The sequence below is a fragment of the Sphingomonas sp. ID1715 genome (assembly GCF_013044515.1).
Taxonomy (GTDB): Bacteria; Pseudomonadota; Alphaproteobacteria; order Sphingomonadales; family Sphingomonadaceae; genus Sphingomonas_B.
Map to the genome: position 1 here is coordinate 391,443 of NZ_JABEPR010000001.1, position 24,457 is coordinate 415,899.

The window sequence follows — 24,457 nt, forward strand, 5'->3', positions numbered from 1 at the left end:
CCGATCATCACCTTTGGCCGGGACGCGCGAAGCGTGGCCCGGTGGAGCTTGGCGAACGGATGTGAGCCTAGCGGAATAGAGCGGCGGTCGCGCCGCAGGCGCGAGGCGCCCAAAAACCCGGATGCGTCAGGTCAGACCCTGCCGTCTTGACGCACTCTCGCCATGGTCGCCTTACGCGACGGTGACGCGGAGGCGAGCACTCGGCCGACTGACCCGCCGCGGATCAACCGTGCAGCGGGGATCCGTGCGAACCGGTGCGAGCGGTCATCGCGGGCAACAGGCTCATCATGGCGGCACTGGCGATGATGATCGCGCCGACCGCCGCGGCGATGCCGGTCGCGGTCGGCCGCGCGCCGCCGAGATGCATCAGGCCGGAGACGACGCTGTGGCCGGCGATCCCGGCGGGCACAGCGAAGAGAAAAGCGACCGCCCCGCGAACTGGAACCGGCAACCGTGACGCGATGAGCATGCGTCCGATCAGCAAGGCCGCGACGCCGACGACGAGGCCGAGAAGCAGGCCGAGCAACAGCCCCAGCTCGCCACCCGCCGCCCACAGAAAGGTGGCCGCACCCAGCCCGACCGGGAGCGCGAAGACGGCGAGCCGGAACATCGCCCAGGCGAAGAGGACGATGCCGGTGGCGGAAAGGATCAGACCGAGCAGCATGACGACCAACTCCATAGCCTCGGAACATAGCAGAAACACGAATCCGCATGAAGCCCGGATCGGTGCTCACTACGGACGGCCTGGCGCAGCCGTCTCGGGCGGCCCTGCGCGTAGCACGACGAACAGCGTGGCCGCGCCGGCTTCGCTCCGGCCGGCAGGGGGCCGGTCGCCGATCGCGAAGAAGATGGCATTGGCGGTACGCGGCGTTGCACTGGCGGCCGCGACAGCCGACTGGGAATTGACGGGCACTCCGGCGACGCTCGCGAGATAGGCGCGGGTCTCGCCGGGCAGCGCGCGGCCGGTCCGCACGTGCTCGGCATAGCGTGCCGGTCCCGCATTATAGGCTGCGAACAGACCGGGATAGCCGAAGCGGTCATACATCAGGCGAAGATAGAGCGTCCCCGCCAATATGTTGTCGCGCGGGCTATGTGGATCGGACCCGAGCCCGAGCCGCGCGCGCATTTCGGACCAGGTGCCGGGCATGAGCTGCATCAGCCCCATCGCGCCGGCGTGGCTGGTGATCGGGCGACCGTCCAGCATCGTGCGTCCGCCGCTCTCGGCGCGCATGACGCGCTCGATCCATTCTACCGGCACGCCGAAACGCGCCGAGGCTGCCTCGATATAAGGCCGCCAGTGAACGACCGACTGCGCGCCAGCCGGCGCCGCCGCTAGCAGCGCCAAGGCGGTGATGGCGACCCTCAGCCCAGCCACAACAGCCGCGCCTCGCCGATGACGTCGCCGCGCGATGTCGGTCCGAAATAACGCCCGTCGAACGAATCCGGGCTGTCCATCAGGAGGAACAGCGCACCGGTTCTCAGTGTCACACATCCGCTCCACCGCGGCATCGGCCGCCCGCGGCCGTCAGCTTCGCGGCGATCAGTGACTGGGCGGCCATTTACGGAGATATCGCGACCACGGGCGCAAACGCGGTCGCCGGGCACGGCCGCGACGCGCTTCACCAAAGGGACGTTGATCGGAATGTAGCGCCGCTCGGCGGCGAGCCGGCGCCAGCGGTCGGGCACGCGGGCCAGCACCATGTCGCCAGCCGCGATGTCGTGACGGCCGCCAACGGCATAGAGGCCGATCGGCGCGCTGGCCGACACGTTCCAGACCAGCCGCGGCGTCGGGGGCAGCGCGATCGTCGCCGTCAGCGCGGCGACGCCAACACTGATCAGCACGGAGGCCCGAACCGGCAGACGGGAGGGTAACAGCCTAGCCATTTCCGCCATCCCGCATGTTCGCGCGCGACCAGGCCTCGATATCGTCGATATGGTAGCGCCAGACGGTGCCGTGTTTCCGGCAGCACGGACCGCGCCGCTCGCGGCGCATCTTCTTGAGCGTGTCCGCTGCGAGGCCGAGATGGAACGCGGCCTGCTTGGTTGTCAGGAACGGGCAATGTTCGCGTGCCCGCCGGGCGCGCTCCGCGGTCGAAGATACAGCTCCACCGTTCACAGCGGGCGGCGCCACCTCGGTCGGTGTTCGTGCGCCGCCGCCTGCTTTGTCGTTCGGATCGTGTGTCATGGATGCAGCGTCTAGTCCGACGAACCCGCGTTACCCGCCGATCAGGCCCGCACGCGCCGCTTCCTGATCCGCGACGTAGGCGTCCAACATGTCCGCCTGACCGGGAAGCAGCGCGTCGATCGCCGGGAGGCCGTCAATATCGTCGCGGTAAAGCAGCACCGATGGGCACTGGCCTTCGACATTACCGAGATTGGGGCGATGCTGGGCATAGCCGATGAGCGCGGCCAGATCGGGATCGAACGCTCGAGCGATGGCGGGCGGGTAGACGAGATACTGATTCTCGAACGTCCGCAGCCATCCGAGGCAATAGGAGGTGATGACCGCGCGGCGCACATGATCGGACTGGTTAGCGCCGGCACCATGCAGGATCGATCCGAGGAACAGCAGCGCGGAGCCGGGTGGCATTTCGGCGGCGACCGGACGTGCATCGCCCGGTTGCGATGCCGCATCGTGATGGCTGCCCGGCCAGACCAGCGTCGCGCCACTCTCCAGCGTGAACGGATCGATCGGCCAGATGACGTTGATCTGATAGTGCATCCCGGTCTTGACGCCGCCCCAGAGATCCTGGTCGCGGTGCGGCACCTGCGCGAGCGCGCCGGGATGGATTTCGATCGCCTGGGTGAGGTTGAGAACGATACGATCGCACCATTCCCCGAGCACCGTTTCGGCGATACCGCAGATGATCGGGTGCAGCACAAGGCCGGCGATATGCCGTGAACGCCGCAACAACGCGCCAAAGCGCTTGGTGCGGGCTCCGTAGAATCCGCCTTCGCAAAAGGGCGTGGCGACGAAGCGCGGTGCGAGTTCGGCTTCGAGCGCGGTGATTAGCTCGGTCGGCACGGCGTTATCGACAATGACATAACCGTCGGCGAGCAGCATCGCGGCTAGGCGGGCGGGGTCGTGCATCGCCATTCCCTTCACGCGGCTCTTGCCGCCGCATCGGGAGTGATCGCACCCGGCACATAGATGCCGTTCGACGCCAGCAGCGCAGGCGTACCGGCGCAGATCTCGATGCGGAACGCTCCAAGGAACGCGCCATCGATGCGGCGCGCGGGGCCGAGCGGCGCTGCGCGCCAGCCCATCGCCAAAACCTCCTCGCGAAAAGCAGCGGTCACGACGCCGGTTAGCATGGTGATTCCGCTGCCGAGCGCATGATCGACCATCGCCGAGATGAGCCGGTTGCGGACACGCAGGCGTCCGGGGGCGCCCAATCGTTGCGGCAGGCAAAGTCGCGTAATCTCGCGAACCTGCTCCCCCCGGGGCGCATCGCACTCGCAGAGCGACGCGAAACGATCGGCGAGCAGATGCGCGCCCTCTGTCGATAGCAGCCGCATCGACCCCTGGTGAATGCAGCCATCGTCGGTGGCGATCAGATAGACCGCCTTGTCGCCGTCATAGCTGTCGATTTCATAGCGGCCGCCGACGACCGGAACATCCCAGCCCAGCAGATCGACGAACAGGGTCTTGCGGTCCTCGAACATCGAGGCGGCGCGCGCATCGGTAAGCGAGCACCCTTGGACAATATGGATCATAGCAGTAGCTCCCGTTCAACGTGAACGGTCGCAAAAGGAGCAGAGATGCGGAGTTCAAACAGTCGTCAATATTGAGGATGCGGCGATCCTACTCAGAAGCGCGGGACGATCTCCTCGATGCAGACGATCCCGCAGGCGAGCGCGATCGCCGGGAGCTGCGCGCGGGAATAGATGCCGAAATGCTCGCGCAGGTCGCGCATGTAGGTGCGCACGGTCGTTGGCGCGATGTGCATCATGATCCCGATCTCGACGTCGCTCTTGCCCATCGCCGCCAAGCGAAAGCATTCGAGCCGCTTTGGGCTGAGATGGGGCAATTCCAGGCGGCGCGCCGGAAAGCCGTGCAAGCGCCGCGCCTCGGTAAAAGCCTCGCTCGCCATCAGCGTCGCGATCCGGCAGATATGCGATGGCGGCAATTGCCCGTCGCGCGTTGCGAACGTACAGCATCCGGGCGGCTCGCCGGCGACGCCAATCGGAACGGTGAGGCCGTTGCGCAGGCCATGACGCGCGGCTTCGCGCACGATGCGCGCCTGCCGCCGCGTGAAGCCGCCCAGCAGTCGCTCCATTTCGTGCCAGCCGAACGCCCGGCTTGTCGAGCGCGCCGCGAGCAAGGCGGGATCGTCGCGGTAATAGCCTTCGGCGACGAAAACGTCGCCCCAGCTCTGGAAATTGTCCATGCGGAAATATCGCCCACCGGGCTGAAAGAAGGCCATGCTCTGGACGATCGCGAGCCATGGGAGGCCGAGCTGGCGTGCGGCGGCCTCGCTGCAACTGAACAGCTCGCGATCACTGTTCGCGCGCCTGGCCTGCTTAATATAGGCATCGAGGTCGCGAAACGGCACCGAGGGGCACTCCTTTCGACGCGCGCGTTGCGGGCGCGTCTATCGGGCGCGTGGTTCCAGCCCACGCGCGTGCAGCCCCCGATGATTTACTTGGTCTTGCTCGGCCGCCCCGTCGGCTTGTGCGGATGGCGCCGGAGCGTCACCGCCGGGCGCGCCAGTATCGCGCCGATTTCCAGTTCGTCGTCCGAAACGATCGAGATCGATATCCGGCGGGACAAGAGATAGACGGCATTGACGCCGAGTGCCTTCGCGAGCCGCTCCATTGCTTTCAGCGTCGGGCTCGACCGGCCATTTTCGATCGCACTCAGATAAGAGCTGCTCGTGCCCGCATCATGGGCGAGCGCTTCTTGCGTGATGCGCATTGCAAGCCGCAATTTCCTGAGATTCAAACTGAAGGACTTCGACGCATCCCTAAGGGCGTAAGTTCACGCCCTGCGACCATTACTCCACACTGGATACAGGTTGGAGTTATTATCTATATTATTACGTTTTTACAAATATTTAAATGAGATTCCCGAACAACGCGCACTCAACTCTGATGCGGATTCTCAGGCGCGCCAAAAGACCGCATTCGGACGGTCGAATCGGTCGATGACCGAAGCCCTCACGCCAGGACATTGGCCGTGGCCGCCGCAGTGGAAATCCCATCGGCGTCGTCACATCCGGGGCGAGCATTGATTTCAAGCGCCGAGCGAATCACGATGCGAACAACGTCCCGTGGACACGTCCGCAATCGCCGTTCCGGCGTGGCGTACAGGAATCATCGGATAGTTTGACGTGCCTGTGTGTCGTTGTCTCCTTTGATTTGAATGCAGCGAAGCGGAGCGTCGCATTGGTTCATAGTTATGAAATCACCGTTCGTGTCGGGCCGCTGGCCGCCCACCATGCCAACCGACTACTCGCAACAGTCGGTTCTGGCGGTAATCCCGCAGCGGTCCGGTTTGCTCCAGCCCCGCCGAATTGTACTCGGATCTTCATGATGCAGCGGGATCGGTCCGGGGATCGGTAGTGACGAGCCCGAAAAACGTGGCGCCGGCATTGCCTGAAGGATATTGTCGATCTCCCGATAGACGCCTCGCGCTGCCATATGAGGATGGCGCGCCGCTTCGTCCGGATCAAGCACGGGGGCAAAGCAGGCATCGCTGCCTTCCAGCAGTGCGCGCCATTCTTCCCGTGTCCGCATGGCGAATATCTCGCTAAAACGCTGCTTGAGCTCGGGCCAGGCATCACGATCATAGCCGTCGTCAAAACTGCTATCGCCGGCCAACCCCAGCTTTTTGCAAAGCAGCGCATAGAACTTGGGCTCGAGTGATCCGACTGAGATGAAATTCCCGTCGGCGCACCGATAGGTCGAGTACCAGTGAGGGCCGTCAAGGATGCTGCAGCCGCGTATGCTGGCAACCTGGCCGGCGGCCTTCAGGCTCAGGAGCAAGTTCATCATGTGAGCGCTCCCATCGACGATCGCGGCGTCAACCACTTGCCCATTCCCGGTATCCCGGGCGTGCATTGCCGCTGCGAGGACGCCGATGGCCAAATAAAGCGCTCCACCCCCAATATCGCCTACCAGGCTTGGCGGCGCCATTGGCGGTTCACCAGGATGCCCAGCATACCAAAGGGCTCCTGACAGCGCGATATAGTTGATGTCATGGCCGGCCGCTTGGGCGAGAGGTCCCTGCTGCCCCCAACCCGTCATGCGACCGAATACAAGGCGGGGGTTACGCGCTAGGCAAACCTCGGGACCAAGGCCGAGCCTCTCCATCACCCCAGGCCGCATGCCTTCGATCAGTACATCGCCCCTTTGGACGAGATCCAGGACATGCGCGACGCCTTCGGGGGACTTCAGATCCAAGGCAATTACACGTTTCCCGCGGTTCACAATGGCGCCGCTGCCAAGATCGATATTTTCGGAGTTAGGGCTTACGCGTTCAATGACGACGACATCGGCGCCAAGGTCGGCCAACAGCATTCCGCAAAACGGCGCCGGGCCGATGCCCGCAATTTCGAGTATTTTGAGGCCTGCAAGCGGACCAGTTTTCGTCATTCAGGCATACCTGCGTCTGAGACCTTGGCGCTTTGATCCAGGCCGTTTCGCCGCTCCAGATTTCGAGACGGGTTGCAGTCGTGCTGGGCGGCAGTGTCGAAAGTAAGATTGGCAAAATGACCTTGATTCGCCTAATTCATTCTCTGGAGCAATTATTCCTGTGGGGCATGTCCATGCTCGATTCTCGCCTCAAGCATGCCGTCGCGGTTGGTCAGCTTCGTTCCTTCTCCAGGGCAGCGGATGCGGTTGGTGTCACGCAGTCGGCGGTGACCAAGAGTGTCGCTGAACTCGAACGGTATCTTGGCTATTCCCTTTTCCATCGGACCTCACGGGGCGCGATGCCGACAGAGGAGGGACGCGAATTTATCGATCGCGCAGCGCGCTTGCTTGCCGACGCAGCTGAACTACTCGGAGATACAGCCCGCCGCGCCGACGCCTATGCGGGCCCGCTTCGAATCGGACTGTTCCCAGGGTCAATCGACTGGTTGCTCACCCAACCTCTGGTTTCTTTGCTGCGGCGCCATCCGGCAGTGCGCGTCGAAGTCGTTTCGGGCAACAGCGAAAGGGGCGTGCGACTCCTGTCGCGCGGCGATATCGATGTCGCCTTTGGACTTGAAGCGGCCTTTGCACGCTGGCCGGAATTCAAGTGCGAGCGGGTCGCCTCGATCGAAATACTGCCTTTTGTGCGGAACAATCATCCCATTCTGGGGATAAACCCGACCAGCAAGGAGCCGCTGGTCCAGTTCGAATTCGTAGTGCCCTCATCTTCCGAACCCTACACATCGATCATTCAGCAGATGTACGAAAAAAGCGGTAAGCGTCCCGCTGACTGGATCCACATGACAGACTATTTTCAATTGGTTCGACGGATCGTTGCCACATCCGATGCTATCGGGATGGTTGCAAAACAGTTCACCGAGAACTCATGGTTTCGCGCCAATTTCGTGGCCTTGGAGGGAATCGGTTTATTCGATCCATTGACGCTTTGTTATGCTGTGCGTAGCCGCTGGCAGGTAAAACCGGCTGGCCGTGCGCTCGTCAGCCTTGTTCGTCAGGCATGGCGCACCGCACCATCGGATTAACGGCAAGGGGGCGGGGTGCGATCGGAAATCCGCTGCATCCGTCGCGATCAGCTAGAGCATTTCGCGCAGAAGTGGGAACCGGCTTTCCGGCAGGAAATGCTCTAGCAAATTGATCTTGGGCATTTTCCGAGTTGGCGGGTGATTCCACTCGCCTCGAAAATGGCCTAGAAGCTAATCGCCACTTCTCCGCCGATGACGCGCCCCCTGTTTAGCGGTGAAAGGCTTGCACCCGTGCCCCCGAAGGCCGCCGGCAAAGGTGTATCGCCGCCAATCGTCACCTCATTCAGGAGGTTTCGGCCATAGATGGAGAAGCGCCAGTGCTTGTTGTCGGTCGCCAATGTGAGGCTCGCATCGAGCATATCGGCGCCCTGAAGGAAGCCGACGTTGTTGTCGGTGAATGCCGCCTTGTCGCGATGCGTGAAGCTGACACGCGCCGTTGCTGTCCCCAATTCGCCAAGCTGCTGATCATAAGTCAGCCCCACGCCATAGGTCCATGGCGACAGCCTTGGCAATTTGAGCGCACGATCCACATCGTTGATGACGCCATCACCGCTGAGGTCGAACTGGACGTTGCGATACTGGCCATTCACGTAGCCGAGCTGACCCGAAATCACGAGGTTGGACAAAAGAAAAAACTGCCCCTCGGCCTCGACGCCTTTGATTGTGGCGTCGGCGGTGTTCCGTATGACCTGGCTGACGCCAAGCGGTCCGGGCAGGTTGATCTCGCGCTGCAGGTCCTTCATGCGATTGTAGAAGGCCGCCAGGTTGATCCGGTGGCGCCCGAATTGCTTCTTGGCGCCGAGTTCGAAACTGTCCTGGGTCTCTTGATTGAATGGCCCCGGCGGCACAGCGGGATCGGTGTTGCGCAAATTATATCCGCCGCTGCGGAACCCGCGCGTGTAAAGGCCATAAATCTGCGTGTCGTCATCCGGCTTCCACTGAAGGCCGATTTTCGGCGTAAACCCTCGCCATTTTGCCGCGTCGGCGAAATTGGTTGCACAGATCAGCGTGTCTAGATTGCAACCATTTGCGCGCAAGGCCGAGACCCGAACGGCTTTGCGTTCCCAGCTATACCGCGCGCCGAGATTCAAGGTCAGCGTATCGGTGAAATGCCAGTCGGTCGAAGCAAAAATGCCCCATGTTGTCTGGTCTTGCGTACCCCCACCGGAAACGATCCGAGCACCGCCCAAAAGATTCCGCAGCTCGGCGTAACGAAGATCCTGGGAAAAATAGTATAGACCGGTTGTCAATTCGACGTCACCGAACCTTCCGGCATAACGAAGTTCGTCGCTGAGCTGATCCTGGTCGATTTCGAAAAAGGCATGAAAGAAGGACTGTGGTGTTCCATCGATATCAGCGCCCGCGGAGGATCGGAATTTCCGATAGCCAGCGATGTTGGTGAAGACGCCTCCGCCCAGACCGACATCGATGTTGGTTTCCACGATCGCCTGGTCCCATTTGGCATCATAGAAACCTGGGAAATTGATCGAAAACCTGAAGCTGTCGCGGGGAAACAGCGCGTGACTCTGGACAGGGGCTCCATCGCTTTCGACATCGCCATGCTCATAGCGGAGATCCATTCGGAAGCGGTCGCCACCCTTGAGCGAAAGTGCCGGGCGAATGATAAGGTCATGTGATTTACCGAAGCTGCGATTGTCGAAGCGGTTGCGAAACCAGCCATTGTCGTCGCTGTAGTAGACGGCCAATTTGGCAGCCAAAACGTCATCGACGATAGGTCCGGTAACCGTGCCGCTTACGGTCTTCTTCAGTCCCGTTTCAATGGATAGCTTGGCTTTGGCTCCAAAATCGAAGCTGGGCCGTGTGGTCCGCACAACCACGGCACCGCCGGTAACGTTGCGACCGAAAAGCAAGCCTTGCGGTCCACGCAGAACTTCGATCCCCTCAAGGTCGAAGTTGTCCAGCACGACACCAGCGTTGATGCCGAGGTAAATACCGTCAGTGAAAACGCCTACGGTGGGGTCGATCGATGGGATCGTGCTGTTGATGCCGAGGCCCCGGATAGTGAAATTGGCATAGCCCGGTGCCGTACCCACATCCTCGAGCTGGACGTTGGGAACGTCGTAGCTCAGACTTTGAAGATTCTGGACGAACTTGGCATCCAACTGCGCTTCACCAAAAGCCGTGACCGCCATCGGTACTTTCTGCACGCTTTCGCCATAGCCCTTTTTGGTGGCGGTAACGACAATGTCCTCAGCCAGCGCTTCCGTGGCGCTCCCGGTTTGGTCGTTCGCCTGGGGCGTTGCTTCCTGGGCAAAATTTTTCCCGAGCACAACAACGCGGCAGACGCCAATAGACATCCTCTCATGGCTGATCCTCTCTTCCCAGGAGATATTGTGTAGTTCATGCCGTTTGGCGGCATTTGAGGGCCGTCGTCCAATTCAATTCGCTGCAGAACTATTCCTGCTGCTCATCGATATCTGGCGGCGGCACGACGCCATCGGCAGCCCGACGGCCGCTCAAAAATATCATGGTAATTCATTGGGTTGATTACGCTCTCAGCGCCCGTTCTACCGCCTCAAGGCTGTCATTCAGCCCGAGCGGGTGCTCGGCATCCGTGAAGTCGACAATTCTACCCCAGTGCCGGGCGACATCATCGAGCGTGAACGCCCTGTCCGCTCCGAAGGCGTGCCCAAGCGCGCGCTCCCACCTAAGCTTGGCGATATAGCCGGCTCCAACTTCAAAAAGCCCTTTGGTTTCGCTGCAATTCTCGTGCGCAAGCCAACCGACCAATGGACTGATCGCTTCCGCTCTGAGATTGGCGAGAAACTCTTGTGGAAAGGCGGTCGCGGTCATACGCGATGCGGCGATTGGGGCGATCGTATTAACCTGGATGTTTCTGGACCGCCCCTCCTCCGCCAGCGCGTTCGCAAGCCCCAATATTCCGAGCTTGGCTGCGGCATAGTTGGCCTGACCGAAGTTGCCGTAGATTGCGGCTGCAGACGTGGTCATGACGATGCGGCCATAGCCCTTGTCGCGCAGTATCGGCCATGCTGCCTGCGTCACTGCCCGCGTCCCATTCAGATGGACCCGCTGAAGCAGTGTCCAGTCTTCGTCGGTCATTTTGTGGAAGCTCACATCGCGCAGGATGCCGGCATTGTTGATGACGACGTCAACGGTTCCGAAGTTGTCAAGCGCGGCTTGGATGATCAGCGCGCCCTCCTCGACCGACGCATAATTTGCCACCGCCTGACCGCCCGTGGCTCGAATTTCGTCGACCACATTGTCAGCGGCTGTGGAGCAGCTGCCGCTCCCTTTCTCGTCGCCACCCAGATCATTCACCACCACCTTGGCTCCGCGCCCGCCAAACATCAGCGCGTACTGGCGCCCAAGTCCGCCTCCGGCTCCGGTCACAACCACTACCCTGCCATCGAAACGAAGCTCTTCGTCCATCGCTTGTCTGCCTCTTTTACCTGAGCGACGCATCTGCGCATTTGATCCTGTGCGAGTCAGGCACGCGGCTCCATTTCCGTCGACGCTGTCGTTTTCGTCTGAGCCTTACCGAAAGGCTTGAATGCCGGTCAGGGCGCGCGAAACAACAAGCTTTTGAATCTCCGTCGTGCCATCGGGGATGGGGCAAATGATCGCCTCACGCACCAGCCGCTCGACGATGAATTCGCGGGTGACGCCGTTGCCGCCATGGATCTGAAGCGCATCGCGCGTCGCTTCGATCGCCATTTCGGTGGCGTACCACTTGGCCATCGAGCATTCCGTCTCTGCGCGCGTGCCCGCCTGGACGAGGGATATTGCCCGGTGCGTCAACAGACGGGCTGCGTCGATCTTGGTCGCCATGATGGCGATCTTGTCGGCGATCAGCTGATGGCCGGCGATCTTCTTGCCATGCTGCGCGCGATCGCGAGCGTACGCGATCGCCTCATCCATTGCTCGCCGTGCGATGCCGATACTCCACATCGCCATATGGCAGCGGGCAATCTCGAACACTTGCAACGTATTGCGCAATCCATCGCCGACCCGGCCGATCGTGTTTGCCACCGGTACGCGGCATTCGGTCAGGAATATCTGTGCAGTCGATTGGCCGTTGAGCGCCATCTTCTGGATATCGCGCACCTCATACTCACTCTCGTCACGATCGACCAGGATGTGAGTGACTTCATTTTCGCCAGTCTTGCACGTACAGATGAAGATGTCCGAGTAGGCTCCGTTGGTGATCCAGGTCTTTTCGCCATTGATGACCCAGAAATCGCCGTCTCGTACGGCGCGTGTCTTGATGGCGGCGACGTCCGAGCCGACATCGGGCTCCGAGATGCCGAGCGAAACGAACTTCTCGGCCGCGACGAGGTCGGCAAGATAGCGTTGCTTGATCGTCTCCGGGGCGAAGCGGCGGATGAGTTCTGCGCCAACCGCGTTGATGAAGCCGGGTATGGCCACATCGAGCGAGGAATAGGCGATCTCCTCGAAAATGAGCAGATGAGTGAGCCATCCCATATCAAGCCCGCCCCATTGCTCCTGATGCGGTGCGGTAATATGGCCATAGCCGGTCAGTGCTTGAGTCCATTCCTTCATGAGCGGTTTGGGGATGAACCGCTCCCCATGCCGGCGGATTTCCGGCTCAAGCTTGTTGTCGAGAAAGCGGCGGACGGTTTCCACCGCCATGCGTTGTTCATCGGACAGCTCAAAGTTCATATCGTGACCCCGTGTTTCCCTAGGCGCGCTCTGACAACTACCGGCCCAGGATCGTGACGGCGACCACCGCCTCTTCCACCCCGATGACACCTCCGCCGTTCTGCGCGATCGCGAACCGGGCATTCGGAACCTGTCGATCTTCCGCCTCGCCGCGCAATTGCAGCGCAAGCTCGTAGATTTGGCCGAGCCCGGTGGCGCCGATCGGATGTCCCTTGCATTCAAGCCCGCCCGACGTGTTTACCGGAATACGCCCACCCAGCGCCGTCTCACCGCGCTCTGCCGCGAGTCCGCCCTCGCCAGGCGGCGTCAGGCCGAGCGCCTCGATTTCAATGATCTCGCCAACCGCCGTGGCGTCATGCACCTCCGCGACGCCAATATCTTCTGGCCCCACGCCGGCCATCGCATAGGCCCGGTTCGCCGCAAGGCGGCTGACATGGTGGTCATAATCAAAGGGATCGCGCGCGGCGCCGGTTTGCAGCACAGACGCCAGGATTCTTAGCGCCCTGTCCGGGGCTGCCGACAGTTTGCGCCGACCGGCTTCGCTGCAGATGATCGCAGCGGCGGCGCCGTCGCTGATCGGAGAGCACATCGGCAGTGTGAACGGGTAAACGATCGGAGGCGCAGCGAGTACACTTTCGACGGTATATGGGAGGCGATACTGGGCAAGCAGATTGCGCGTCGAATGCATGTGATTTTTCGCCGAGACGGCCGCGATTTGCGCTTGCGTCGAGCCGTAGGTCTTCATGTGCGCGCGTGCCATCGCGGCGTATACATCCATGAAAACGCTGTAAGGCTGACTCGATGTCGTTCCTTCCGGAACATCGACGCCATTGCCCATGGCCAGCAGCTGCGCGCGGCCCGACTCGGTTTCATGCACGTCCCAAGCGCCATCGAATGCACTGAACATGAGCGCCTTGTCGGGCGAGTACATCTTCTCCGCGCCGAGCGCGAGTACGACATCCGCTGCCCCCGATCGAACATAGGCGGCGGCCATGTGCAAGGCCGTGGAAGCCGTCGCACATGCGTTTTCGACATTCACCACGGGAACGCTTGAGATGCCCATCGCTCGCGCCACGATTTCGCCGCGGATCATGTCCTGGCCCTCCATATGCCCCTGGACGCAATTGCCGAAGAAGATGGCTTCGACATCGCCGGCGGTGCATCCTGCGTCGGAAAAGGCCTGCGACGAAGCTTCGGCGCAGAGCATTTTCAGGCTCTTGTCGAACTGTTTTCCGAACGGGGTCATCCCAACCCCCATGACGAATATGTCGGTCATTCGTTGATCCATTCTTCCAATGTGTTCCGCATCCGATCAGGTCTCACCGGTCGGAAAAATCGGGCTTCCGCTTCTCCCGGAATGCCGCCAGTCCTTCGACAATGTCGTTGGACAAGGCGTAAGCAGCCATGGCTTCGAGTTCCTGACGCAGCCCGACTTCGAGCGAGCTATCCTGCGCAGCGCGGACTAGCTGCTTCATGTAGGCGAGCCCTGGCCGGCTCTTTTCTGCAAGAGATTCTACCAGCGCTTGCGCTGCCGCAATGAGATCCTCGGGAGCAACCAGTTGGGTCACGAGTCCGGCTTCCTTCATCTCGGCAGCCGAGATGGTCCCGCCGGTCATCATCAGATGTTTCGCACGCGCTTCGCCGATCTTCCTAGGGAGTCGAACCGACCCTCCACCGCCGGGCAACAGGCCGTAATTTGCATGGGCGTCGCCAAATCTGGCCGGGTGCGCGGCAATGACGAGATCACAGCACAACACCAGTTCCAAGCCGCCGGCGAGCGTAAGGCCGTTGACCGCCGCAATTATCGGAAGGCGCGACGTCTCGATCCTGTTAAAAGCCTGACCGAGCCGCGGCAGAAACAGATTTAAGCGTTCGGCGAGAGTTTGTCCGCCTGTTCCATCGCCAATTGCGAGCAGATCCGCGCCAGCGCAAAACGCCCGTCCGGCGCCGGTAAGAATGCAAGCGCGCACCGTCGCATCTGCTTCCGCTGCCTCGATCGCTGCGGCTAGTTCCTCGGCCAAAGCCAACGACAGACTGTTCAACGCTGCCGGCCGGTTGAGGGTCACCCAAAGCGCTGGGCCGCGTTGCTCAACCAGGATGTATTCATAATCCATTGCAGTCTCCCGCGCGCCGGCAGGCGGTCACCGGAATAGAGGATGTGGCTAGGATGGCTGCGTCGGTCATGCCCCCGAAATGCGCCGGTCCTGGCCCGCCCAATAGGGCTCTCGAAGCTTTGAACGAAGCACCTTTCCGACATTGCTCAACGGCAGTGGCTCGGCGGTAAAAACGACCTTGCTTGGCTTTTTTGCGGAGCCCAGACGCTGGCGCACCAAATCTATTATCTCGGTCTCCGTGATTTGTGCTCCGGGCTTGACACGCACCATTGCAAGCGGCGTTTCACCCCATTTTTCATGGGGCACGCCAAAGACCGCGACCTCGAGTACACCGGGATGGTCGGCAATTACGTTTTCGATTTCGGTGGGATAGATATTGAAGCCGCCTGACACGATCATGTCGTTGTTGCGATCGAGCAGATACAAAAATCCGTTTGTGTCGATCATGCCGACATCGCCGGTTTTGACCCAGCCATCTTCCATGCGCCGGGCGGTTTCCTCCGGATCGTTCCAGAATTCCTCCATCTGGCCATTTTCGAACCGTGCGACGATCTCGCCGGGCTCGTTTGGTCCCAGCACCTTTCCGTCCTCGTTACGGATTTCGATATCGGCGCCGCTCATGGGACGTCCGACCGCCCGAATTGGGGCAGAACCTTCAAATTCGCCGAACCACTCGTTGGGCCCCATAGACGCGATGGGCAGGATTTCGGTCTGTCCATAGCCCGAATGAAGAACATGATTCCCGAATATCTGGCACGACTTGCGAAGCGTCGGCTCGGAGATCGGCGCTGAAGCACTCAGCAGAAACTTCAAATTCGGAAAGTGGCGGCCATATGCCCCGTCGTGATGCACTATGGCATTGAGCATGGTGGGGGCTACAAAGGCATGGCTGATCCGTTCCTGCTCGAGAGTGTCAAGAAAGGACGCTGGATCGAAGCCGTCCATCATCACGTTGCGGGCGCCGCAATACCAGGCCGGCACGAACAGGAAGCCCGATGCATGGGACAACGGGCCGACATGCAGAATGGCATCCCCTGGAGCCACTTGGGGGCCGATGCTGAAAAATGCGGCGGAGATCGTCATCCATGAACGGTGCCGATAGGCAACGCCCTTGGGTTTGCCCGTCGTGCCGCCGGTGTGGCGGATGACACAATAGTCCTCCGGCGCGACGACGGGATCGGGATCCCGGTCCGAGGCTGTCGCCAACCAATTCTCATAGTTGTGATCGCGGATAATGATCCGCTCAAGCGTCGGAGCTTGGGCATCCAGCCCCGCCAACTCCGAAGCCAATGCCTCATCGACCAGCGCCAACCGAGATCCGGTACTCGCGATCATATGGGCGTGCGCTTCACATCGGTTGCGCGCATAGAGAGGAACACGCGTATAGTTTCCAATGGCAGCCGCCAGTATGATGTCGGCGGCCTCGATGGAGTTCTTCTCCAGCGTAGCAATCCGGTCACCCGGTTGAAGGCCGCACTCCGCAAGAGCATTTGCGAGCTTCACGCCGCGCAACCAGGCTTCCGAGAAAGTCAACCGCCTGTGGCCGTGAACGAGAGCCTCTTGCTGGGCGAAATAACGTGCGGCGCGACGTATTTGCGTACGGACGTCCATCAGCCGCGCTCCTCTAAGGCGCTCGCCCACAATGGCGCAGTCGACACATAATAAACTGACATGCGATAGGCCTCTCCGGACTTCTTTTCGTAAGCATCTGTGTCTGCAGCATTGATCCAATCGTCCAATTCAATATTCTGCGATGCTATTCTTGCTGCTCATATTATCGTGCCGGATCATGTCGGCGGCTTTCTCGCCGATCATGATGCAGGTTGCATTGGTGTTGCCGTTGACGACTGATGGCATGATCGAGGCATCGGCCACGCGGATATTTGCGAGGCCGTGAACGCGCAGGCGGTTGTCGACCACCGCCATCTCGTCGGTGCCCATCTTGCATGTTCCCACCGGATGATAAGCATGATTGGCTTCTGCCCGGATATAGGCGTCGATCTCTTCATCAGTTTCAAGGTAGCGGTCAGGATAGAGAGGCCGTTTCATCATCGCCTTCATGCGATCCGAATGCAGGATCTCCTGCACGACACGGAAGGCATTGCGCAACGTCTTGAGGTCGTCGGGATGACTCAAGAGATTGAGGTCCATCTTGGGATCGGATTCGGGGTTTGAGTCATGTAAGGCAACCCAGCCGCGGCTCTTTGGGCGCCCAATATTGAGAATGATCGTATAGCCCCATTTCGTCATCAGCTTGTAGTCGCGCGCATGGTCGCGATAGGCGACCGGCACGACATGGACCTGGCAATCCGCCCGGTTCTGCCCCGGCGCGGATCGCAAGAAACCGCCTGCAGCCGTGGGCGGCGATGCCAGCCAGCTTTTCCTTTGCGTGAGATACTGGAATAGGTCTCGCACGGTCTTGATCGCGCCAACGACATTGAGTGCGATCCCGAGCCGCTTCTTCGACTGGTAGATCAGCATCAGGTCAGGATGGTCGTGAAGATTCTGGCCGACACCGGGAATATCATGAATCACTTCGATTCCATGCTTCTCCAACTCATCACGCGGTCCGATACCGGAAAGCATCAACAGTTGGGGCGAATTATAGGCGCCGCCGCTGACAATGACTTCCTTTTCGCACGGGATCGTCTTCAACTGCCCGTCCTGGGAATACTCGACTGCCACCGCGCGGTTGCCCTCAAACCTGATACGATGGACGCGGGCATGTACTTCGACGCGGAGGTTGCCGCGCCTGCCCATCACCGGATCAAGGTAACACGCCTTCACGCTGGCGCGCTTCCCGTCCTTCACGGTAAACTGATAGATGCCGACACCTTCCTGGCTGGCCCCATTGAAGTCCGGATTGGCTTGATGGCCCAGTCCAGTCGCCGCCTCGATGAAAGCATCATAGACATCGAATTCGCGCTTGCCGTTGGATACGTGAAGCGGTCCCGACGAGCCGTGAAACTCATCCTCACCGCGCTCATTATTCTCAGCCTTGCGGAAATAGGACAGGACATCGTTGTAACCCCAGCCGTCGTTGCCGAGTTCGGCCCAGTGGTCGAAATCCGACCGGTCGCCGCGGATATAGACCATCCCGTTCATACCGCTCGATCCACCCAGCATCTTCCCGCGCGGATTGTAGAGGCGGCGGTCGTTGAGCGCCTTTGAAGGGTCGGTGTTGAACCGCCAGTTGAGCGTATTGATCCGATAGTCTTGGATCAGCGCCGCAAAAGCGCCGGGCGTGGACACAAGCGGCGAGGTGCCTGGGCCGCCTGCCTCGAGCAGGCAAACGGTGACATCGGGGTCCTCGGACAACCGGCTGGCGATAACGCCGCCCGACGACCCACCTCCAATAATTACATAGTCAGCCATTTGCTTCCCTTGTCATTCGACCCATGCTGGCGACCCGGCGTCATGCAACATGCCAGCATCAACCGCCGCAGCCACGTCAGAGGATCTTTTCGAAGATGTTGAGTAGTCCTTCGGTCTTGCTCGAATAGGGTGGCAGAAGTTGACCAAGCAGGCTGAGTTTCGGCTGAGAGAACACCGGCTTGTAATGAGTGAAGCGCTCGAAACTGGCGACGCCGGTATAGGCACCGATGCCGCTCTGTCCGATGCCACCGAAAGGCAGCCGGCGCTGGAAGACGTGCATGACCGTGCCGTTGAGAGTCACGCCGCCAGCGTGCGTTTCGGAAATGATCTTGCGCCGTTCCTCACTTTCGTCGCCAAAATAATAGAGCGCCAGCGGGCGCTCATGCCGGTTTACGTAGCGAATGAGATCGTCTTCGGAGCGATATGGCATGATCGGCAGGATCGGTCCGAAAATCTCCTCCTGCATCATCGCCATGTCATCGGTAACGTCGAGAACCGCCAACGGCACGATCCGATGCCGTTCAGGAAGCGTTCCATCGCCGTTGTCCGAGAGGTTGAGCACCGTCGCGCCCTTGGCTTCGGCATCATCGAGCAAACCTTGGAGCCGCGCGAACTGTCGGTCATTGATGATACTGGTGAAATCGGGGTTGCTTGCCGCGTTGGGGTAGCATTTGGCAACCTGAGCGCGGAGTGCGGCGACGAAGCTTTCCATCTGATCGACATGGACGAAGGCATAGTCAGCGGCGATGCAGGTCTGGCCGGCGTTGAGCAGCTTGCCGAACACTAAGCTTTCACAGACTTGTGCAAGCGATGCACCCTTGCCCACGATGGCAGGGCATTTGCCGCCAAGTTCCAGAGTAACAGGTGTAAGGTTGGCAGCCGCCGCTTCATAGACTTTGCGGCCAACCGCGGGTGAACCGGTGAAGAGAATATGGTCGAAAGGTAGGGCCGTCATCGCCTGTGCCATGTCGGGCCCGCCCTGGACAATCGCGAATTCCTCTTCGGCGAAATACCGGCGCACAAGCCGCTCGCTGGCTTCGGCGGCGTTGGCGGAAACTTCGCTCGGCTTTGCGATCACGCGGTTGCCGGCCGCCAATGCACCGGCCGCGCCAACGAATATGGTGCCGAGCGGATAGTTCCACGTGCCGAGAACGCCCACCACACCTAGGGGCTGGGGGACCAGGCGCGATGAACCGGGAAGGCCGAAGATGTCAGTCTTCACCCGCCGCGGCCTCAGCCACGTCTTCAGATTGCGGCGCGCAAATTTAATTTCCGATATGCCAAGCATCAGGTCGAGCAGGATAGTCTCGTAGCGGGATCGAATGCCGAAATCGGCGGCAACGGCATCGACCAATTCGTCTCTGTGCTGCTCAAATATCCGGCCAAGGCGCCCGAGCAGGTCCATGCGTTCTTCGTAGCTGCGCGAAACCTGCTCACGCGTCCCTTCGCGTTGGGTCGCGAAAATTCGTTCCAGCTCAGTTCTGTTCCAAGACGCATCCACGTTAAATCGTCCGGAGGCGCGCCGGCCGCTCGGCGCTGCTCGCCTGGGCGGTGCTTTCAGCTGCGCCGATCTCAGTGATCGCAGCGCGCTCGATTCTGTACGCCGTGCCGATGAATGAGGGACCGTTGCCGGTGGAACGCATCATGGATGCTCCTCGGTCTGAAAGTCAGGTCGAAAAATCGGGGGCAGCGGGCGGGAGAGGATGCCCGCCGCCCCCGTCGCAGCAGCGATCAGAACTTGACTGTCGCTTCGACGCCATAAGTGCGCGGCATGCCGCGGTTCAGATAATCGTAGCCGAACACGTTGAGGTTGAGGCCGTAGGTGTAGTAATATTTGTCGAACAGATTCTTCGCCCACAAGCTAACCGACATATTGTCGTGCGCATAGGTTAATCGCGCATTGGCGAGCCAGTAGCCCGGATTTGCGCATGTAATCGCCTTACCCGCGAGCGTTATGTTCGATCCCGCTGGGGGTGTATCGCACGGTGTCTGCCCATAATTCTTGAACGGATCAAAATAGTACTTGCCCATGTAGGACGCATCACCGCGCAAGGTCAGCTTGTTGGTGCCGTCATCGATCATATCCCAGTCGAATCCGGCCTGGAACGTAACCTCCGGCGCGTTCGGGAAGGGATTGCCGTTGACGTTCAATGTCGGGCTTGCCGGGTTTGCCGGATCGATCACATTGCCTTTGTACTTGCTGTTGAGATAGCCCAGCGAAGCATCGAAACGCAACGTATCGGCCACCTGCCAGGCGAGTTCGGCCTCGCCACCGAACAGGCGACCATTGGCGCTGCGCGTGAAGGTTGTAGCGCCAACCACCTGCGTTACTTGGTGATTCGAATACTCGTAGTAGAAGCCCGCGAGGTTAAGTTGGACGCGGCGATCGAACAGCCGGGTTTTGAGCCCCGCCTCATATGCATTCACCTTTTCAGGCTGGATATAATAGACTTGATTGACGCCCTGATAGGCAAGCCCGTTGAAGCTGCCGCTGCGGTAACCGCGACTGTACTGGAGATAGCCCATGATATCATCGGCGAACTCATAGCTGACATTGATACGGCCGGTTAGCCTGTTTGCCTTTTCGCGCTGCTCAAGCGGCGCGAGATTGGGGTTGTATGGATTGCTGTAGGGGATCAGGTTGACAACCGGCGTCGTACCGTCGAGCGCATAGAGGAAAGTGCTGCCGTTAAGGTAATTGACCTTATCCTGGGTGTAGCGTGCACCCACCGCCACGGTCAGCCGCTCGGTCGTTTTCCAGGTTACGTCGCCGTAGATCGCCTTCGAGGGGCGCGACACGTCAAAACGCTGTTCGCCGAGGATCGGGGTGAACGGAGGCGCGCCTGCCCCGGCGCAGCCCGCCGAAAAGCTACCCCCCATGCCGCCATTGCCCGTATTATTGATCGCGATGTCGGTCTGGAGTGCAATCAGCGAGCGTGCATCAAGGAAGCCGTTGGGATTGATCTCGATCGCGTCGCAGAATCCGGCATCGCCAGGCCCCAACGCCGGATTGGCGGCAAAGGCTGGGATATAGCGGATCGCGTCGGGCGTTCCGATTGCGGCGTTATTGTAGCTGCCCGGAAGACCGGCGCCAAGCAGCAGCGGCCTCAGCGCCCCGAAAAAGTCCGGGTAGTTGACCGTCTTGACCTTGTCCCTGCCATAATAAAGGCCGGCAATGATATCGAGGCGGTCGTTCGAATAGCTGAAACGCAGATCCTGGTTGAAATTCTTGCTCGTCGACGTGTAGCCGATCGAGCAGAGATCGGCTGGGCCGCCATCGCAATCATCAGGATTGTTGATATAGTCGCCGGTGTCGTAGCCGGTAATCGAGGTGACGGAGAATTGGTCGCTGACATCCCATTTGATGTTGAGGGCTATCCCTTTCGACTTGCTGATGTTCTTACCTACCCGATCAACTGCGACCTCATTGTCACGCAGCAACCGCCCGCCTAGGAAAGGTTGCGGATCGTAACGCGAATAGCCGAGCGCATCCTGCCCGCCCGCGAGTTGACCACCTGCATAGGGCGCGGTGCCCCATGGATCGTCCTTCGCGGCATAGAGCTTCAAATTGATGTCGAGATCGGGATCGGGCCGGAAGCGGATCGAGATGCGACCGCCGATCGTATCGGTGGTCCCTAGGTCGCGCTCATTCCCAGGCAGTACATTGCGCTGCCAACCATCCCCTTTTGCAAAAGTACCGGCGACGCGGACGCCCAAGATGTCGGGAACCAGCGTCGCTTCAGCGGCGCCCTGCACCGTGAAAGTGTCGTAATTGGCATAGCCGGCGGTCAGATAGCCATTGGCCTCTCCCAGATCCGGCTTGCGCGTGAAGAAGCTGATCGCGCCACCCGTGGTGTTGCGACCGTAGAGTGTTCCTTGCGGTCCGCGCAGTACCTCGACCCGGTCGATGTCATAGAGTTGCAGGCCATGGCTCGCCCGGAAGCTCTGATAGACTTCATCGACATAGACGCCAACCGGCGACGCAGTGGAGGCGGAAAATTCGTTCGCCACTGAAATCCCGCGCAGCGAGAAATTCGGTTGGGTGCGACCATAGGGAGTGGTGACTTGCAGGCTGGGGATCGCGCCCATCAAGTCTGAGGTCTCCGTGATGCCGCGCGTGCGCAGCGTCTCGCCGCCTATGGCGGAAACGGCGGCCGGAACATCCTGCAAATTCTGTTCGCGCTTCTGCGCCGTGACGACGATTGTCTCAAGGCCACCTTCCTGCGCCTCGGGCTTTTCGCCCTGCGATGCAGCGTCCTGGGCATGTGCCGGCACTGCAAGCGCACACGCGATCGATAGCGCGGTGGCACAAAGCAAATTTGTCCTAAAGGCTGTGACCATGACTGTCCTCCCCACGGCATTTTTTGAGTTGGCGCCATTTGCCGCGCCTTGGGGCTCATCGTCCAATTCAATTTGTTGGCGAACTATTCCTTCCACTCATTGATTGAGGATTGTTGAGCCTGCACCGGCGACGTCTCGTGGCGGAGCAAATGACCCCATACACTTCATTGGAATAGTCACGCTGAGCGCGCCCAGCGGGACGGATGCGCGCGCGCGAGGCGTTCCAATCCAGCTTTTCCAAACGGTGTATCGGTGTAATCGGCGGTGCCAACGGTTTTCCCTTGCCGAGTAGCAAAGGAAATCAGCTATTCGGGTGACCGTGAATGCACCATCTCTGTCGCCGTGAGCGGCGACAGCGCGCCTTGAAAGCAGCCCCGTCGACATCCGCGTATACGGGCTGTGCATTGTGCCGTTGTTGGATCATGAAGATGAGGTACGAATTCATCTGGCGATACGGATTCTCAGGCACGCCAAAGGGCCGTGTCTGGACGGCCGAATCGGTCGATGACCGAAGCCCTCATTCGCTTGCTTCCTGTGCACGGCTCAGAAGGCGACGCGGTCACTGCCCTTGAGACCGAGGATTTCCCTCGCTTCGGCGGGGCTCGCGGGTTCGTGACCCATTTCGGCGAGGATGCGCTTGATCTTCTCGACCTGCTGGGCATTCGAAGCCGCAAGGACGCCGCGTTCGATGAAAAGGCTGTCCTCGAGCCCGACGCGGACATAGCCGCCGAGCAACGCCGCCTGCGTCAGAAAGGGCATCTGGTGCCTACCCGCGGCGAGCACCGACCAGCGGTAATTGCCGCGTCCGAAGAGGCGATCGGCGGTTTCCTTCATATAATGAAGATTTTCGAGATCGGCACCGATGCCGCCCAATATGCCGAAGATCATCTGGACGAAGAAGGGTGGCTTCACCAGGCCGCGATCGACGAAATGGGCGAGATTGTAGAGATGGCCGACGTCATAGCATTCATGCTCAAATTTGGTACCCGCCTCCGCCATCGTCGTGAGGATCGTCTCGATATCGCGGAAGGTGTTGCGGAAGATATAGTCGTCGGAGCCGGTGACATAGTCCTTCTCCCACGCGTATTTCCAGTCGGCGATGCGCTTCGCGGCGGGGAAGAAGGCGAAATTGAGCGAGCCCATGTTGAGCGAGCAAAGCTCGGGCTTGAAACGCGCAGAGGCGGCGAGGCGCTCGGCGACCGGCATGGTGGCCGCACCGCCCGTCGTGATGTTGATGACGGCGTCGGTGCGCTGCCGGATCACGGGCAGGAAGCGGGCATAGACCTCGGGATCGCCGGTCGGCCTACCGTCCTCGGGGATGCGGGCATGGAGATGCAGGATCGCCGCGCCCGCTTCGGCGGCGGCGATCGACTGCTCGGCGATCTCCTCGGGCGTGACCGGGAGCGCGTCCGACATCGTCGGCGTGTGCGCCGATCCCGTCACCGCGCAGCTGATGATGACCTTGTTGCTCATGGCCAGACTCCATTCAATCGTCGAGGACGGCGACCGCGCGGGTCCAGCCTGCCGAAGCGCCTTTGATCTTGGTCGGGAAACACATCACGGTGAATCCGGAGGATGGAAGCGCTTCGAGATTATGCAGCTTCTCCAGATGGCAATAGCCGATTTCCCGACCCGCTTTGTGCCCCTCCCAGATCAGGTCGGCATTCCCGGTTTCGGCATATTTCTGCGCCGTGTAAGTGAACGGCGCGTCCCATGACCATGCATCGGTCCCTGTCACCCGGACACCGCGCTCAAGCAGGTGAAGCGTGGCTTCGCGGCCCATTCCACACCCCGCGTTGACATAGTCATCCGTGCCGTAGGCCGAACCGGCCCGCGTGTTGATGACCACGATGGTCAGCGGGCTGAGCTTGACGCCGATCCGATCGAGTTCAGCCCGAACATCCTCGGCGGTCACCACATAGCCATCGGGGAAATGCCGGAAATCGAGCTTGACGCCTGGTTGGCAGCACCAGTGGAGCGGAACCTCGTCGATCGTGATCGCCCGCTTGCCCCCATCCATCGTCGAATGAAAATGGTAAGGTGCGTCGAGATGCGTGCCGTTGTGCGTGATCAGCTCGACATGCTCGATCGCCCAGGCCTCGCCATCGGGCAGGTCGCTGGCCGTCATTCCGGGGAAGAAGGCCAGCATCTGTTCTCGTGTATCATCGTGCCCGAAATATCGGACCCGTGGACGAAAGGCCGCCGGATCCGATACGATATCATTCTCGATGGGCATCGAAATGTCGATGATGGACTCGGCGGTGGGAATCGTGATCATGAGAATAT

Annotated in this window: 22 protein-coding genes; 1 reads left to right on the forward strand and 21 read right to left on the reverse strand. The window is 60.5% G+C overall.

What is annotated here, in order from left to right; translation table 11 throughout:
• Positions 1–223: 223 nt before the first annotated feature.
• From HJG53_RS01915 to HJG53_RS01955, 9 genes are all read right to left on the reverse strand, one after another.
• Positions 224–679 carry a hypothetical protein gene (locus tag HJG53_RS01915; RefSeq protein ID WP_058454895.1) on the reverse strand — a complete coding sequence of 152 codons (456 nt, stop codon included), beginning with the start codon at positions 677–679 and terminating at the stop codon, positions 224–226.
• Between the two features lie 54 nt (positions 680–733).
• A complete protein-coding gene (locus HJG53_RS01920) occupies positions 734–1,375 on the reverse strand; it encodes a lytic transglycosylase domain-containing protein (RefSeq protein WP_058454896.1) in 642 nt (213 codons plus the stop codon).
• The gene (locus tag HJG53_RS01925) at positions 1,363–1,884 is read right to left on the reverse strand and encodes a S26 family signal peptidase (RefSeq protein ID WP_058454897.1); all 522 of its coding nucleotides are present in this window, start codon (positions 1,882–1,884) and stop codon (positions 1,363–1,365) included. The genes HJG53_RS01920 and HJG53_RS01925 overlap by 13 nt, the downstream gene beginning before the upstream one ends.
• Positions 1,877–2,185 carry a helix-turn-helix domain-containing protein gene (locus HJG53_RS19030; RefSeq protein ID WP_082657684.1) on the reverse strand — a complete coding sequence of 103 codons (309 nt, stop codon included), beginning with the start codon at positions 2,183–2,185 and terminating at the stop codon, positions 1,877–1,879. The genes HJG53_RS01925 and HJG53_RS19030 overlap by 8 nt, the downstream gene beginning before the upstream one ends.
• 30 nt (positions 2,186–2,215) lie before the next feature.
• Entirely contained in the window at positions 2,216–3,097 is an 882-nt protein-coding gene (locus tag HJG53_RS01935) for a phytanoyl-CoA dioxygenase family protein (protein WP_082731460.1), read from the reverse strand.
• 5 nt (positions 3,098–3,102) lie between these two features.
• Complete coding sequence (locus tag HJG53_RS01940) at positions 3,103–3,717, reverse strand: acyl-homoserine-lactone synthase (protein ID WP_058454899.1); 615 nt, start codon at positions 3,715–3,717, stop codon at positions 3,103–3,105.
• Between the two features lie 92 nt (positions 3,718–3,809).
• Complete coding sequence (locus tag HJG53_RS01945) at positions 3,810–4,556, reverse strand: LuxR family transcriptional regulator (RefSeq protein WP_066113774.1); 747 nt, start codon at positions 4,554–4,556, stop codon at positions 3,810–3,812.
• A gap of 86 nt (positions 4,557–4,642) precedes the next feature.
• Positions 4,643–4,945: a helix-turn-helix domain-containing protein gene (locus tag HJG53_RS01950; protein WP_302477340.1), complete on the reverse strand. Its 303-nt coding sequence runs from the start codon at positions 4,943–4,945 to the stop codon at positions 4,643–4,645.
• Positions 4,946–5,451: 506 nt separating this feature from the next.
• Entirely contained in the window at positions 5,452–6,597 is a 1,146-nt protein-coding gene (locus tag HJG53_RS01955) for a CaiB/BaiF CoA-transferase family protein (protein WP_041685272.1), read from the reverse strand.
• 32 nt (positions 6,598–6,629) lie between these two features.
• Between HJG53_RS01955 and HJG53_RS01960 the strand changes: the two genes are divergently transcribed.
• Entirely contained in the window at positions 6,630–7,679 is a 1,050-nt protein-coding gene (locus tag HJG53_RS01960; RefSeq protein ID WP_011415069.1) for a LysR family transcriptional regulator, read from the forward strand.
• A 164-nt stretch (positions 7,680–7,843) separates the two neighbouring features.
• Here HJG53_RS01960 and HJG53_RS01965 read toward each other — a convergent pair whose 3' ends face one another.
• The 12 genes from HJG53_RS01965 to HJG53_RS02020 all read right to left on the reverse strand — a co-directional run bounded on the left by HJG53_RS01965 (position 7,844) and on the right by HJG53_RS02020 (position 24,449).
• Positions 7,844–9,997: a TonB-dependent receptor gene (locus tag HJG53_RS01965; RefSeq protein ID WP_254447470.1), complete on the reverse strand. Its 2,154-nt coding sequence runs from the start codon at positions 9,995–9,997 to the stop codon at positions 7,844–7,846.
• A 190-nt stretch (positions 9,998–10,187) separates the two neighbouring features.
• A complete protein-coding gene (locus HJG53_RS01970) occupies positions 10,188–11,090 on the reverse strand; it encodes an SDR family oxidoreductase (protein WP_054525393.1) in 903 nt (300 codons plus the stop codon).
• 105 nt (positions 11,091–11,195) lie between these two features.
• The gene (locus tag HJG53_RS01975; protein ID WP_011415064.1) at positions 11,196–12,341 is read right to left on the reverse strand and encodes an acyl-CoA dehydrogenase family protein; all 1,146 of its coding nucleotides are present in this window, start codon (positions 12,339–12,341) and stop codon (positions 11,196–11,198) included.
• A 37-nt stretch (positions 12,342–12,378) separates the two neighbouring features.
• Positions 12,379–13,617, reverse strand: coding sequence for a thiolase family protein (locus HJG53_RS01980; RefSeq protein WP_011415063.1), 1,239 nt, complete (start codon positions 13,615–13,617; stop codon positions 12,379–12,381).
• A gap of 43 nt (positions 13,618–13,660) precedes the next feature.
• Entirely contained in the window at positions 13,661–14,455 is a 795-nt protein-coding gene (locus HJG53_RS01985) for an enoyl-CoA hydratase/isomerase family protein (RefSeq protein ID WP_054525391.1), read from the reverse strand.
• 66 nt (positions 14,456–14,521) lie between these two features.
• Positions 14,522–16,066 (reverse strand): class I adenylate-forming enzyme family protein, encoded by a 1,545-nt coding sequence (locus tag HJG53_RS01990; protein WP_026108915.1) that lies wholly within the window; start codon positions 16,064–16,066, stop codon positions 14,522–14,524.
• A gap of 129 nt (positions 16,067–16,195) precedes the next feature.
• Positions 16,196–17,830 carry a GMC family oxidoreductase gene (locus HJG53_RS01995; RefSeq protein ID WP_171127518.1) on the reverse strand — a complete coding sequence of 545 codons (1,635 nt, stop codon included), beginning with the start codon at positions 17,828–17,830 and terminating at the stop codon, positions 16,196–16,198.
• Positions 17,831–17,906: 76 nt separating this feature from the next.
• The gene (locus tag HJG53_RS02000; RefSeq protein ID WP_067678632.1) at positions 17,907–19,331 is read right to left on the reverse strand and encodes an aldehyde dehydrogenase family protein; all 1,425 of its coding nucleotides are present in this window, start codon (positions 19,329–19,331) and stop codon (positions 17,907–17,909) included.
• A gap of 1 nt (position 19,332) precedes the next feature.
• Complete coding sequence (locus HJG53_RS02005) at positions 19,333–19,476, reverse strand: hypothetical protein (protein WP_011415058.1); 144 nt, start codon at positions 19,474–19,476, stop codon at positions 19,333–19,335.
• An 85-nt stretch (positions 19,477–19,561) separates the two neighbouring features.
• On the reverse strand, positions 19,562–22,105 hold the full coding sequence (locus HJG53_RS02010; RefSeq protein WP_058802514.1) for a TonB-dependent receptor: 2,544 nt from the start codon (positions 22,103–22,105) through the stop codon (positions 19,562–19,564).
• A gap of 609 nt (positions 22,106–22,714) precedes the next feature.
• Entirely contained in the window at positions 22,715–23,644 is a 930-nt protein-coding gene (locus HJG53_RS02015) for a 3-keto-5-aminohexanoate cleavage protein (protein WP_011415056.1), read from the reverse strand.
• A 13-nt stretch (positions 23,645–23,657) separates the two neighbouring features.
• Positions 23,658–24,449, reverse strand: a complete 792-nt coding sequence (locus tag HJG53_RS02020; RefSeq protein WP_011415055.1) for a cyclase family protein — start codon at positions 24,447–24,449, stop codon at positions 23,658–23,660.
• Positions 24,450–24,457: the final 8 nt, after the last annotated feature.